Raw genomic sequence first — 12,562 nt, 5'->3', positions numbered from 1 at the left:
TGCACCGAAGAGGTGCCCCCGGCGGCCCCATGCTCCACGGCGCGGCGGCGATTCCCCCCCAGGACCCGCGCGCCACGCCCATCGAGTGGACCGCAGGGAGGTATGCCCAGGGCCGCCTGGAGGATCAGCGGTGGCAGGTCGGAACACGCGCTCATAGCTTCGCCGTATGACCAGACGACAGATCGCCTACCTGGCATGCACCGTGACTCTCGTGGTCTCGGGGATGGGGGCCGCCGTTCCGACGGCCGGCCATCGGACGGTGCACCGGGTCAAGCCGGGCGAATCGATCCAGCAAGCAGTGGACGCCGCGAAGCCCGGGGACACCGTCGTGCTCTCCCCGGGCACCTACCGTGAGAGCGTCCGCATCACCACGTCGAACCTGACCCTGCGGGGTTCGACCGTCTTTCCCACCGTCCTCGTGCCCGGCAAGGCCGCCGCCGACGACGTGTGCGCCAAGGCCGGTCACGGCATCTGCGTGACCGGCACGGACAGCAGTCCCGTCGAGGGCGTCACCGTGCGCTCGCTGACGCTCAGGAGCTTCACCAAGAACGGCCTGTGGGCGTCGCGGACCGACCGGCTGAAGGTCCACCGGGTGACCGCCGAGAAGAACGGCAACTGGGGCATCGCCCTGGAGCGCTCCGTACGCAGCGTGCTGACGCACAGCGTCGCCCGGGACAACGCCGACGCCGGACTGTTCGTCTCCAACACCACCGACACGGAGGCGGGCGCCGTCGACGCCGAGGGGACGGTGATCAGCCACAACCGCATGTCCGGCAACCGGATCGGCGTCACCGTGCGACGCCTGCGGAACCTGACCGTCGAGCGCAACGAGGCGACCGGGAACTGTGCCGCCGTATTCGTGGTGGGCGACGAGTCCACGCCGCGCGCCGGGGCGATGACCCTGCGCCGGAACCACATCCACGACAACAACAAGCTCTGCCCCAAGACCCCCCGGCTGCCCTTCCTGCAGGGCTCGGGAATCGTCCTCACCGGCGCCGAGGAGACGCTGGTGGCGGAGAACAGGATCGTGGACAACGTCGGCGCCTCGCCGCTGTCGGGCGGCATCGTGCTGTTCAAGAGCTTCGTGGGCGCCCTCAACGAGCGCAACGAGATCCGCGACAACGTCGTACTCCGCAACGGCTCGGCCGACCTCGCCAACCGGGACACCGGCAAGGGCAACACCTTCCGTGGCAACACCTGCGGGGTCTCGGAGCCCGCGGGCATGTGCTGACGGTCGGCTCCGCTTCCCCAGCCACGGCACCACAGCACAGACAAGGCGACAGATGACGACTGTTGATCCGGTTCCCCAGACGGTTGATCCGGTTCCCCCGACCGTCGATCCGGCTCCTCCGCCGCCCATGCGGCTCAGGGAGCTCGTATTCGGGGCGGCGCGCGCCGCCGCCGTACGCGCGGCCGTCCGCCTCGGTGTGGCGGACGCCCTGGCCGACACGCCCATGACCGTCGAGGACCTGGCGGCCGCGGTGAAGACCCAGCCGGGCACACTGCGGCGGCTGCTGCGCGCGCTGACCTGCCAGGGCGTCTTCACGGAGCACCCCGACGGCACGTTCGCCCACACCGAGATGTCCCGACTGCTGCGCGAGGACGATCCGCACAGCCTGCGGTACATCGCCCTGTGGTGCACGGAGCCGTGGACGTGGGACGTCTGGCCGAAGCTCGACGAGGCGGTGCGCTCGGGCCGCGCCGTCTTCGAGGACGTGTACGAGAAGGAGTTCTTCACCTACCTCAACGAAGAGGCGCCCGAGTCCGCGTACGTGTTCAACCGGGCCATGACCACGTCGAGCCGGCAGTCCGCCCGGGACGTCGCCGACCTGCTCGATCTGCAGGGGGCCTCCTCCGTCGCGGACATCGGAGGGGGACAGGGGCACGTCCTGGCGAGTCTGCTGGAGCGGCACCCCACCCTGAACGGCACGCTGCTCGACCTTCCCGGGGTGGTGGACAACGCCGACCCGCGCCTGCGGGACGGCGGCGCGCTGAGTCCCCGGGTCCGTGTCGTGGCAGGCGACTGCCGTGAGGACATCCCGGTCCAGGCGGATGTGTACATCATCAAGAACATCCTGGAGTGGGACGACGACAGCACCCGCAGGGCGCTCGCCAACGTCCGCAAGGCGGCGTGTCCCGGCGCCCGGGTCGTCGTGATCGAGAACCTCGTGGACGACACGCCCTCGATGAGGTTCACGACGGCCATGGACCTGCTGCTGCTCCTCAATGTCGGCGGTGCGAAGCACACCCGGCAGAGCATGGTCGACCGGCTGACGGACGCGGGTCTCGTCATCGGCGAGATCCGGCCGGTCAACGCGTACCTCCACGCGTTCGAGTGCACCGTTCCCGCCTGACGGGAGGCGAAGGAGGGAAACCCGAGGCCGCCCGCTCCGCGTCGTTCGCGGGGCGGGCGGCCTCGGGTTTGCTCGGGAGATCAGGAACCTGCGTCCCGCTCCCAGCTGTAGAAGCACTGCGCCATGGCGTCCTTGGGGCTCCGCCACGTCTTCGGGTCGTACGCGCTGACGAACGCCGACAGCTTCTCGCTCGCGTCCCGGAACTCGGGGTGTCCGGTCAGCTTCGCGATGGCCGGCGCCGGGTCCTGCTCCGACTCGATGAGGTGCAGGTACACGTCGCCGAACTGGAACAGGCGACGCCGGGAGACGCCGACCAGATGGGGGAGTTCGCCACGGTCGGAGGCGGCGAACACGTCGGCGATCGCCGGCGCCGAACCGGGCGCCATGCGGGCGACGATCAGAGCGTGGTGCATGGACCTTCCTTCCTGGGAGTGCGGGTGTGCGGGGCCGAGTGCGCTCAGCCGGGCAGGACCGAGGCGCCCCGGCGGTCGCGGGCGACCTGCTCGACGCGGTCCCGGATGAGGGCCATCTGTGTGCGGGAGTTGCGGTTGATGTTGTCGGTCATCCAGGCGTCGTCGACCGGAGCATCGGGTTTCATCGCGAAGTCCTGCACCCAGCGCATGTGGACGCCGGCCGGCGTCTCCTCGTACTCCCACCGGATGTTCATGTGGTCGAACGGGCCGGTCTCGACGCGGCGGGCGCGGACGGTCCGCCCGGTGCGGTCCACGGTGCGCTCCGACACCCAGCTCCAGACCTTCCCGGACTCGTCCGGGTGCATGGTCAGACGGAAGGTGGTGGAGTCGCCCTCGCGGGAGAGCACCTCGAGGGCGGCGTACTCGCTGAAGAGCCGGGGCCAGTTCTCGATGTCGTTGGTGATGTCCCAGACGAGGTCGAGAGGGGCGTCGATGGTGATGCTGTTGTCGGTGTGGCCGGACACGTCAGACTCCCGTCTTGAGGGTGCTGTTGACCAGGCCGACGAACTCGGCGGGCGTCTTGCAGCGCTCGGCGTCGGTGGGCAGCGCCACGCTGTACCGGTTCTCCAACTCGCCGACGATCCCGAGCAGACCGAGCGAGTCGAGGCCGAGGGTGGTGAACGGCGCGTCCGGCGCCTTCTCCAGCTCCCGGGCGTCGACGGTGACCCCGGCCGCCTGCTTCATCAGCGCGGCGAGCTCGTCGAAGGTCAGTGCGGTGGTGATCATCTGTACTCTCCTTCCCGCCCGGTCCTACCGGGCGGAGTCGTCGCCGCGGCGCACGATCAGCGCCGCGTTGGATCCCATGAGTCCCCGGCTGAGGACGAGGGCCGTGCGCAGCTCGGCGGGGCGAGCGCGGGACATCACCAGATCGAGGTCGTGGCAGATGTCGAACACGTTGGGGGTGGGGGGGACCAGGCCGTGTTCCATCGCGAAGACCGCGGCGGCGGTGTCCAGGACGGGCGCCCCGCAGTAGGCGCGGCCGATGCCGGTCTTGGGCGCCGTGACGGGTACGCGGGTGGCGTGTGCTCCGAGGGCGTCGGCGATCGCCAGCGCCTCGGCGCGGTCCGCCTCCGGTACGCCCAGGGCGTCGGCGAAGACGACGTCGATCTCCTCCGGGGCGCACTCGGCCTCGTCGAGGGCGACGCGGATGGCGCGGGCGAGTCCCTCCCGGGACTCCTTCCATCGGGAGGCGCCGGTGAACGTGGCGCCGTGGCCGGCCACGACGGCCCGGACGGCCGCTCCCCGGTCGCGGGCACGGGACTCGTCCTCCACGACGAGCATCGCGCCGCCCTCCGCCGGGACGAAGCCGCAGGCTCCGGCGGTGAAGGGCCGGTAGGCGCGGTCCGGGTCCTCGACGGTGCTGAGCTCCGGGTATCCGAGCTGGCACACCATCGAGTACGGGGCGAGGGGAGCCTCGGCGGCGCCGACGATCACCGCGCCCGTTCCGCGTCGTACGGCCCGAGCGGCGTGGGCGATGCCGTCCAGGCCGCCCGCCTCGTCGCTCGCGACCACTCCGCACGGCCCCTTGAACCCGCTCCGGATGGAGATCTGGCCGGTGCTCGCGGCGTAGAACCAGGCGATGGACTGGTACGGGCCGACGAACTTGGATCCCTGGCTCCAGAGCTTCTGGAGCTCCCGCTGGCCGAACTCGCCGCCGCCCGAACCGGCAGCGGTGACCACGCCGATCGAGAAGGGCTCCTCCGGGTCGTCGCGGGCGAGGCCGGCGTCGTCGAGGGCGAGTTGGGCCGCGGCCATGGCGTAGTGGCTGAACCGGTCGGTCTGGACGAGGAAGCGCTCCTCGATCAGGTCGGAGGCGTCGAAGCCCCGGACCTCGCCCGCGACCTTGAGAGGCATGGCCTCGCAACCCTCACGGGTGATCCGGTCCAGTGCGCCGAGCCCTTCCCGGACGGACTTCCAGTACGCGTCGGCGCGCAATCCGTTGGGGGCGATCACACCGATCCCGGTGACGACCGCACGCCGTGGGCGCTCAGTGCTCATCGTGTCCTCCCACCCGGACCCGTCAGGAGCACCGCGGACTGGAAGCCGCCGAATCCGCTGCCCACGGAGAGCACGTTCCTGAGCTTCCGGGGGCGGGCGGTGCGCGGCACGTAGTCCAGGTCGCACTCGGGGTCGGGGGTCTCGTAGTTCGCCGTCGGAGGTACCACCTGGTGCTTCAGCGCGAGGACGCAGGCGGCCACCTCTATCGCGCCGATCGCGCCGAGCGAGTGCCCCACCATGGATTTGATGGAGCTCATGGGCGTGTCGTAGGCGTGTGCGCCCAGGGACCGCTTCACGGCGGCGGTCTCGTGCCGGTCGTTCTGCCGGGTGCCCGAGCCGTGCGCGTTGACGTAGTCGATCAGCGTGGGGTCGAGCCGGGCCTGGTCGAGCGTGGTGTCGATCGCCCGGGACATCTCCAGTCCCTCGCCGGTCAGTCCGGTCATGTGGTACGCGTTGCCGAAGGTGGCGTAGCCGCCGATCTCGCAGTAGATGTGCGCACCGCGGGCCCTGGCGTGCTCGTACTCCTCCAGGACGAGGACCGCCGCGCCTTCGCCCATGACGAAACCGTTGCGGTTGTTGTCGAAGGGCCGGGAGGCGTGCTCCGGGTCGTCGTTGTCGGGCGACGTGGCCTTGATGGCGTCGAAGCAGGCCATGGTGATCGGGGAGATCGGGGAGTCCGACGCCCCGGCGATGCAGACGTCCGCGCGGCCTTCCTCGATGGTGTGGAAGGCGTAGCCGACGGCGTCGAGGCCGGAGGTGCATCCGGTGGAGACGGTCTGCACCGGGCCGCGGGCGCCGAACTGTTCGGCCACGACGGAGGCGAGCGTGCTCGGCGAGAACGCCATGTGCAGCTTGGGGTCGGCCGCGCGGTGGTCCACGTCCCACCGCCGGCCGCCCGCGCTGACCAGGACGTAGTCGTGTTCGAGCCGGGTGGTGCCGCCGACGGCGCTGCCCAGGGAGACGGCGACGCGCCAGGGGTCTTCGGTGTCGGTGTCGAGTCCGGAGTCGCGGACGGCTTCCCCGGCGGCGACGACGGCGAACTGGATGTACCGGTCGGTATGGCGGCTCAGGTCCGGGTCCAGGCCATGGTCCGCAGGGTCGAAGTCGCACTCGGCGGCTATGCGGGAGCGCAGCCCGACCGGGTCGAACAGGGTGATGCCGCGGGTCGCGGTACGGCCGGCGGCGAGGAGGTCCCAGAACGCCTTCGCTCCGGTGCCGCCCGGAGCGACCACACCGATGCCGGTGACGGCCACTCGCCGGGTCACTCGATGGCCCCGCTTCGCTCGGACACCTGTCCCGGGTCGTGCACGGTCGGGTGTGGGCCGGCGGCGGCGAACTGGGCCTCTTCGGTGACCTCCGTGTCGACGTGGCCGAGACTCGGCCGGGGGGCGAGCGGGCCCAGGTGGAACACCATGCGGGCCTCCACGTCGCCCACGTTGCGGAAGCGGTGCCGCACGTCGATCGGGATCAGGAGCCCCTGATCGGTCTTGAGTGCGTACGTGTCGCCGTCCAGGTCCACTTCCAGCGCGCCCGAGACGACGTACACGAACTCCTCGGAGTACGGGTGGTAGTGCTCGCCGATGCGCTCGCCCGGCTGGACGATGGCCAGGCCCATGAAGCCGCTGGTGGCACCCACGGTGGCCGGCGTGAGCATGGCCCGCAGGTCACCTCCCCGCCTGCGGTTGGGTTCCGTCTCGCTCAGGTTCACGATGCGTGGACGTTGCTTGAGCATGGTTGATACCTCCGGATGTGGCAGGGACGTGCGGGTGAGCGACTGCGGCAGGCGCAGCGACTGGCCGTCAGGAATCCGCCGAGCGGTCGGTGACGGGCAGCATGTCGGCGTGCGACAGGAGCCGGTTGACGTTGCGTTCCGTCTTCAGGGAGCCCTCGACGCCGATCGCGGCGCCGTCGAGGAGATGTTCCAGCTCCACCGCCTTGCCGGCGCCCTTGATCCCGAGGGAGGCCACGGGGTCGAGGTCGAGTTCGCCCGTGATGTCGATGAGGCGCACCACGATGTCGTCGCGATGGAACACGGTGCTGCCGTGCACCGGGCTGTCCGGATCGTCCGCCGCTGCCTGGTCCTGATGGGCGAGCAGCCGGGCCAGCTCCATCCCGCGGCCTTCCTTGGCCGGGTAGTACAGCGCGTGCCGTCGCAGGTCGGCCGGTGCCGGCCGGTCGGACACCACGTGGTGCACGGCCGGGAGCGCGGCACGCGTGAAGAACACACGTGCCGACTCGGGGTCGGTCAGGTCCCGGTCCTGCTCCAGGTACGGGTTGATGGCCTCCTCGACCGCTCGTACCTCGGGCTGACGGGCGACGTGCCTGAGTGCCGCGAGGAGGTCGCCCTCCACCTCCACGGCCCGCACGACGCGATTGCCGTGCATGAAGAGGGAGGTACGGCGCAGCCGTGTGTTCTCGTCGACCTGGGCCCGGGGCGACTCGTACCCGGCCAGGATCTCCGCCACCTTCGACTCGGAGCCCGGCTTGACGGTGAAGGTGAGGGCGTGGCGTGCCGCACCGTCGCCCACGCGGGCGGCCACCTGCACGCCCGCCGGTGCCGCGGTCCGCGAGGCCTGCTGACCGGGACCGGTCTCCCGGAGGATGCTGTAGCGCATCGAACGGGTGTCCCGGACGCAGCTGTGCATCGGCTTGACGGTTTCGACGTGCTCCTCGCTGTTCACCCACGCGAGGAACGGCGGAGCGCTCTCCCACTCGCTGGTGATGAGCCACTGCGAGGGGTTCTCGATGGACTGGCAGAGCTGGTCACTGATGTGACCGGGCACGGAGGCGACCTGCTTCCGCATGAGTTCGTACGCCTCCAGGAACTGCTGCTGAGCTCCTTCGTACAGGTCGAGCAGGAGGATCACCCGCAGCTTGGAGCCGTCGAAGGCCGACTGCGAGATGCGTCCCGAGGGGGCCATCCGGCACACCTCTTTCTCTTCTCAGTGGGGGGGGCGGGGACGACCTACGTGGCTGAAACGCCGGGGTCGTGATGTGTCGATAGTTGACAGGAGCGTCGACGGCGCGCGAGCCCGAAAGAGCGGACGAGTGAACCGCGTGTCATCCGGGTGCCCCCGACACGCGGACCCGACCCCGAAGGACTTGAATCTGCATCCCATCCCCGACTCGCGTCGTAGGTGACGCCGGAGACGACAATGAACCGATTCGACGTGGCCGGCGAAGCAGCCGGTCACCGCACGCCCGTACTCATCGTCGGCGGCTCGCTGGTGGGGCTGTCCACCTCGCTGTTCCTGGGGCGTCTCGGAGTGCCGCACACACTGGTCGAGCGCCATTCGGGCACCTCGATCCACCCGCGCGGCCGCGGCAACAACGTGCGCACGATGGAGCTGTTCCGCAGCGCCGGGGTGACGCAGCGCATCCAGGAGGCCGCGTCGGTCCTGGCGCACAACAACGGCATCCTGCAGACGCCGAGCCTGGTGGGCGATGTCGGCGAGTGGCTGTTCAAGGAGATCGATCCCGGCGGCGGGCTCGCCCGCTTCAGCCCCGCCGGGTGGTGCCTGTGCAGCCAGAACAATCTCGAACCGGTGCTGCTCGAGCGCGCCGGTGAGCTGGGCGGGGATCTGCGGTTCTCGACGGAGCTGATGTCGTTCGATCAGGACGCCGAAGGGGTCACCGCGCAGGTCAAGAGCCGCGACACCGGTGAGCACACCACCATCCGTGCGGACTATCTCGTCGCGGCGGACGGCCCGCGCAGCCCGGTTCGCGAGCGGCTCGGCATCGGGCAGAACGGTCAGGGCGACCTGTTCCACAACGTCAGCGTCACCTTCGTCTCCCGCGGCCTCGCGGACGTCGTCGGCGACCGGCAGTTCATCGTCTGCTACCTGACGAACCCGGAGGCCGACGGGGCTCTGCTGCCGGTCGACAACCGGGAGCGCTGGGTGTTCCACGCTCCTTGGCACCCCGAACACGGCGAGACGCTGGAGGAGTTCACCGACGAGCGGTGCATCGAACACATCCGGCGGGCCGTGGGGGTGCCGGACCTCGATGTGGAGATCACGGGCAGAGCTCCCTGGCACGCGGCCGAGAGGATCGCCGAACGGTACGCGGACGGCCGGGTGTTCCTCGTCGGCGATTCGGCTCACGAGATGCCGCCCACCGGGGCGTTCGGCTCCAACACCGGTATCCAGGACGCGCACAACCTCGCCTGGAAGCTCGCCGCCGTACTGGGCGGATGGGCCGGCCCCGGCCTGCTCGCGTCCTACGACGCGGAGCGCCGGCCGGTGGCGGAGGCGACGAGCGCCCGGGCTTCGGCGCGGTCGGTCGAACACAGCCACCCCGGGTACGTCCCCGGCCCCGGATCCGGCGGCCCCCAGGGAAGGAAGGGCGGCATCCTCAACGAGGTGCTCGGCTACCGCTATCAGCAGGGCGCCGTCCTGGGCGCCGACCGGACGCTGCCGGCCGTGTCCGACGCACTGCGGTTGACGGGCGAACCCGGGAGCCGGGCACCCCACATGTGGCTGAACCGCGCCGGTACCCGCGTCTCTACCCTCGACCTGTACGAGCGGTCCCTGGTGCTCCTGAGTTCCGAGGACGGCGCCGGCGGGTGGCACACCGCGGCGACACGCGTCGGGCAACAGCTTGCGGTGCCGCTCGACTCGTACCGGATCGGCGACGGACCCGACGCGGAGCTCTCCCCCGCGAGCGACACGGACTGGGCGGAGGCCCACGGCGTCACCACGGACGGCGCGGTGCTGGTCCGCCCCGACGGGTTCGTCGCGTGGCGGTCCGAAGGGGCGTCGGCTGATCCCGGCGAGGCGTTGCGGCAAGCCCTCACGGCGATCCTGGGCCGGGCTGGTTCTCGAGGCCGGTGATCGACTGGCCGGCTCATGGAGGAGACGCACTCTAGCCCGTTCGCGCGCAGGGCGCCGTTCGTTCCCGAGCATCGCACGGGCCGCGGTGACCTGCGGCGATGATGACCAGTGAGGGCGATCAAGACCCCGACCGGGGGACATCACGCGCGACGTTCCCGTTGCGGTGGTCACCGGTCGGGGATCCTCTCGTGAACGGAGCACAGCACAGGCGCCGCGCGGCCCAGCCGGCCAGGAAAGCTCCGTCGAAGGAGAGAAGAAGCATGCGTCTCGCACGTACAGGTTCCCAGCTCGCCCTGGTCCTGGTCGCCCTTGCCCTGTCCGCACCCTCCGCCGTCGCGGCGCCCGACGGTGACGTCCGGGTCAATCCGGGGAAGGCGACCCCTGGCACCACCGTCACCGTCAGCACCACCGCCTGCGGCAAGGAGACCTACGGAAAGGGTGAGTCGGAGGCGGGCGGGAAGTTCCACCTCCTGCCGGGCGACCGGAAGGGCGTCCTGGTGGGTGAGTTCACACTCCCGCTGGACGCCGTCTCCGGCACGGACACCGTGACCCTCAAGTGCCCGCCCCGCATCAAGCAGACCGTCACCTACCAGATCTCCGGCCGGCCGAACGGTGCCGTGGAAGCGGGCTTCGGCTGGGCCGCCACCGCAGCCGCGGACAGCAGTGACAGCGGCAGCCCGTACGCCCTCGGCGCCGCGCTGCTCCTCGGCGGCGCCGCCGCGGGCGTCCTGTTCAGGATGCGCCGGCGCGCCACCGCCGCCCGGAACTCCGTCTGAGCCCACGCCCCCACCCCCCACCCCCACCCCCCACGGCCACGGCCCCGGCTCCGAAAGGAGATCCGGGGCCCGCTTGCCGTCCAGGACCGGTTTCCCGTCGACAACGTCTACGGCGACTCGGGCCGCCCCGAGCCGTTAGGTTCGACCCGGCGACGTGAGAGCTTGTGAGAGATGAGAGGGTCTTGCGGGTGAGTGAGACACCGACGAACACCCTGCAATATCGCGTCGACGGGCGAGACGACGCTCCGGTCCTGGTCATCGGGCCCTCTCTGGGGACCACCTGGCACATGTGGGACCGGCAGATACCCGAGCTCACGCGCGAGTGGCGGGTCGTCCGTTTCGACCTTCCCGGTCACGGCGGCGCCCCGGCCGAGCCCTTCACCTCCGTCGCCGAGCTCGGCGACCGGCTCCTCGCCACGCTCGACGCGATCGGCGTCCAGCGCTTCGGCTACGCGGGCTGCTCCCTCGGCGGCGCCGTGGGCCTCGACCTCGCGCTCCGCGCACCGCAGCGGGTCGCCTCGCTCGCGCTGGTCGCCACCTCGCCGCGGTTCGGCAGCGCCGACGAGTTCAGGCAGCGCGGGGTCATCGTCCGGACGAACGGTCTGGAACCGATGGCCCGCACCGCCCCCGAGCAGTGGTTCACCCCGCTCTTCGCGGGCGCGCAGCCGGCCATCGTCGACTGGGCCGTCCAGATGGTCCGGACGACCGACCCCGCCTGCTACGTCGCCGCCTGCGAGGCCCTCGCCGTCTTCGACGTGCGCGAGGCACTCGACCGCATCGGCATCCCCGTCCTCGTCCTCGTCGGCTCCGAGGACCAGGTCACCGGCCCCGCCGAGGCCCGCACCCTGGTCGCCGGCATCGCCGACGCCCGGCTCGCCGTCGTCCCCGGCGCCTCGCACCTCGCCCCCGTCGAGCAGCCCGCCGCCGTCACCGACCTGCTCACCGAGCACTTCGCGGACACCGCCCAGGAGACCGGCGGCATCCTGGCCGTGCCGCCGCTCCCCGCGACCCCGGCCCCCGCCGCCGAGCCCGCCCCCGAGGCACCGGCCGCCGAACCCGCCGACACCGGCCGGCCCGACCCGTACGAGACGGGCCTCGGACTGCGCCGCGAGGTCCTCGGCGACGCCCACGTGGACCAGGCACTCGCCGACGATCCCGACAGCGGGTTCCAGGATCTCGTCACCCGGTACGCCTGGGGCGAGGTCTGGAGCCGCGAGGGCCTCGACCGGCGCACCCGCAGCGCCGTCACCCTCACGGCCCTCATCGCCGGAGGCCACCACGAGGCACTCGCCGACCACACCCGGGCCGCCCTCCGCAACGGCCTGTCGCCCGACGAGCTCCGCGAGATCGTGCTCCACACCGCCGTGTACTGCGGCCTCCCGGCCGCCGAGTCCGCCCTGCGGGTGGTCACCCGCGTCATCCGGGAGGAGACGACGCCTCCCGCGTAACCTGGCCGCGTGAAGCTGACGAAGATGTCCCACGCCTGTGTCCGGCTGGAGAAGGACGGCCGGACGCTCGTCCTCGACCCGGGGAATTTCACCGAGGAGGACGCGGCCCTCGGGGCGGACGCCCTGCTCGTCACCCACGAGCACCCGGACCACTTCGACGAGAGCCGGCTGCGCGCGGCCCTGGAAGCCAACCCGGCTGCCGAGGTCTGGACGCTGCGGAGCGTCGCCGACCGGCTCTCGGCGGCCTTCCCCGGCCGGGTGCACACCGTCGGCCACGGCGACACCTTCACGGCCGCCGGGTTCGACGTCCAGGTCCACGGCGAGCTGCACGCGGTGATCCACCCCGACATCCCGCGCATCACCAACGTGGGCTTCCTCGTCGACGGCGCCGTCTTCCACCCCGGCGACGCGCTCACCGTCCCCGACCACCCCGTCGACACGCTGCTGCTGCCGGTCATGGCCCCCTGGAACAAGATCTCCGAGGTCATCGACTACGTCCGCGAGGTGAAGCCGCGCCGGGCGTACGACATCCACGACGCCCTCCTCACCGACCTCGCCCGGCCGATCTACGACCGGCAGATCGGCGCCCTCGGCGGCACCGACCACTCCCGCCTCGCCCCCGGCGCCTCCGCCGAGCTCTGAAAGGACGGGTCCACGCCCGTCAGCCGGCCGAATCCGCCG

At 71.2% G+C, this 12,562-nt stretch carries 13 protein-coding genes; 6 read left to right on the top strand and 7 right to left on the bottom strand.

What is annotated here, in order from left to right; all coding sequences use genetic code 11:
- Positions 1–166 precede the first annotated feature (166 nt).
- Together OG357_RS07690 and OG357_RS07685 are read left to right on the top strand one after the other, a co-directional pair.
- The gene (locus OG357_RS07690) at positions 167–1,231 is read left to right on the top strand and encodes a right-handed parallel beta-helix repeat-containing protein (RefSeq protein ID WP_329620431.1); all 1,065 of its coding nucleotides are present in this window, start codon (positions 167–169) and stop codon (positions 1,229–1,231) included.
- Between the two features lie 52 nt (positions 1,232–1,283).
- Positions 1,284–2,354: a methyltransferase gene (locus tag OG357_RS07685; RefSeq protein WP_443066639.1), complete on the top strand. Its 1,071-nt coding sequence runs from the start codon at positions 1,284–1,286 to the stop codon at positions 2,352–2,354.
- 80 nt (positions 2,355–2,434) lie between these two features.
- On the opposite strand, the gene OG357_RS07680 is transcribed toward OG357_RS07685, so the two are convergent.
- From OG357_RS07680 to OG357_RS07650, 7 genes are all read right to left on the bottom strand, one after another.
- Positions 2,435–2,767: a TcmI family type II polyketide cyclase gene (locus OG357_RS07680; protein WP_329620429.1), complete on the bottom strand. Its 333-nt coding sequence runs from the start codon at positions 2,765–2,767 to the stop codon at positions 2,435–2,437.
- Between the two features lie 44 nt (positions 2,768–2,811).
- Entirely contained in the window at positions 2,812–3,291 is a 480-nt protein-coding gene (locus OG357_RS07675) for an SRPBCC family protein (RefSeq protein ID WP_329620428.1), read from the bottom strand.
- A 1-nt stretch (position 3,292) separates the two neighbouring features.
- Positions 3,293–3,553 carry a phosphopantetheine-binding protein gene (locus OG357_RS07670; protein ID WP_329620427.1) on the bottom strand — a complete coding sequence of 87 codons (261 nt, stop codon included), beginning with the start codon at positions 3,551–3,553 and terminating at the stop codon, positions 3,293–3,295.
- Positions 3,554–3,577: 24 nt separating this feature from the next.
- Positions 3,578–4,825: a ketosynthase chain-length factor gene (locus tag OG357_RS07665; RefSeq protein ID WP_329620426.1), complete on the bottom strand. Its 1,248-nt coding sequence runs from the start codon at positions 4,823–4,825 to the stop codon at positions 3,578–3,580.
- Entirely contained in the window at positions 4,822–6,090 is a 1,269-nt protein-coding gene (locus OG357_RS07660; protein ID WP_329620425.1) for a beta-ketoacyl-[acyl-carrier-protein] synthase family protein, read from the bottom strand. Before OG357_RS07660 ends, OG357_RS07665 begins: the two co-directional genes overlap by 4 nt.
- Positions 6,087–6,557 carry a cupin domain-containing protein gene (locus tag OG357_RS07655; protein ID WP_329620424.1) on the bottom strand — a complete coding sequence of 157 codons (471 nt, stop codon included), beginning with the start codon at positions 6,555–6,557 and terminating at the stop codon, positions 6,087–6,089. Before OG357_RS07655 ends, OG357_RS07660 begins: the two co-directional genes overlap by 4 nt.
- A gap of 67 nt (positions 6,558–6,624) precedes the next feature.
- Complete coding sequence (locus tag OG357_RS07650; protein ID WP_329620423.1) at positions 6,625–7,746, bottom strand: SchA/CurD-like domain-containing protein; 1,122 nt, start codon at positions 7,744–7,746, stop codon at positions 6,625–6,627.
- Between the two features lie 234 nt (positions 7,747–7,980).
- Here OG357_RS07650 and OG357_RS07645 point away from each other — a divergent pair, with 234 nt between their 5' ends.
- The 4 genes from OG357_RS07645 (at position 7,981) to OG357_RS07630 (ending at position 12,523) form a co-directional block, all read left to right on the top strand.
- Positions 7,981–9,657 (top strand): FAD-dependent oxidoreductase, encoded by a 1,677-nt coding sequence (locus OG357_RS07645; RefSeq protein WP_329620422.1) that lies wholly within the window; start codon positions 7,981–7,983, stop codon positions 9,655–9,657.
- A gap of 260 nt (positions 9,658–9,917) precedes the next feature.
- Positions 9,918–10,433 carry a sortase gene (locus tag OG357_RS07640; RefSeq protein ID WP_329620421.1) on the top strand — a complete coding sequence of 172 codons (516 nt, stop codon included), beginning with the start codon at positions 9,918–9,920 and terminating at the stop codon, positions 10,431–10,433.
- Between the two features lie 188 nt (positions 10,434–10,621).
- The gene (pcaDC, locus tag OG357_RS07635; RefSeq protein WP_329620420.1) at positions 10,622–11,881 is read left to right on the top strand and encodes a bifunctional 3-oxoadipate enol-lactonase/4-carboxymuconolactone decarboxylase PcaDC; all 1,260 of its coding nucleotides are present in this window, start codon (positions 10,622–10,624) and stop codon (positions 11,879–11,881) included.
- Positions 11,882–11,890: 9 nt separating this feature from the next.
- Complete coding sequence (locus tag OG357_RS07630; RefSeq protein WP_329620419.1) at positions 11,891–12,523, top strand: MBL fold metallo-hydrolase; 633 nt, start codon at positions 11,891–11,893, stop codon at positions 12,521–12,523.
- Positions 12,524–12,562: the final 39 nt, after the last annotated feature.

The sequence above is a fragment of the Streptomyces sp. NBC_01255 genome (assembly GCF_036226445.1).
Lineage (GTDB): Bacteria > Actinomycetota > Actinomycetes > Streptomycetales > Streptomycetaceae > Streptomyces.
Note: the sequence above shows the minus strand (reverse complement) of the source record. Positions and strands in the feature narration are given on the sequence as shown.

Excerpts from the sequence above, each read along its gene's own strand:
- OG357_RS07655 (WP_329620424.1), bottom strand. The coding sequence starts at position 6,557 with ATGCTCAAGCAACGTCCACGCATCGTGAACCTGAGCGAGACGGAACCC.
- OG357_RS07685 (WP_443066639.1), top strand. The coding sequence starts at position 1,284 with ATGACGACTGTTGATCCGGTTCCCCAGACGGTTGATCCGGTTCCCCCG.
- OG357_RS07640 (WP_329620421.1), top strand. The coding sequence starts at position 9,918 with ATGCGTCTCGCACGTACAGGTTCCCAGCTCGCCCTGGTCCTGGTCGCC.
- OG357_RS07645 (WP_329620422.1), top strand. The coding sequence starts at position 7,981 with ATGAACCGATTCGACGTGGCCGGCGAAGCAGCCGGTCACCGCACGCCC.
- OG357_RS07650 (WP_329620423.1), bottom strand. The coding sequence starts at position 7,746 with ATGGCCCCCTCGGGACGCATCTCGCAGTCGGCCTTCGACGGCTCCAAG.
- OG357_RS07665 (WP_329620426.1), bottom strand. The coding sequence starts at position 4,825 with ATGAGCACTGAGCGCCCACGGCGTGCGGTCGTCACCGGGATCGGTGTG.
- OG357_RS07690 (WP_329620431.1), top strand. The coding sequence starts at position 167 with ATGACCAGACGACAGATCGCCTACCTGGCATGCACCGTGACTCTCGTG.
- OG357_RS07680 (WP_329620429.1), bottom strand. The coding sequence starts at position 2,767 with ATGCACCACGCTCTGATCGTCGCCCGCATGGCGCCCGGTTCGGCGCCG.
- OG357_RS07670 (WP_329620427.1), bottom strand. The coding sequence starts at position 3,553 with ATGATCACCACCGCACTGACCTTCGACGAGCTCGCCGCGCTGATGAAG.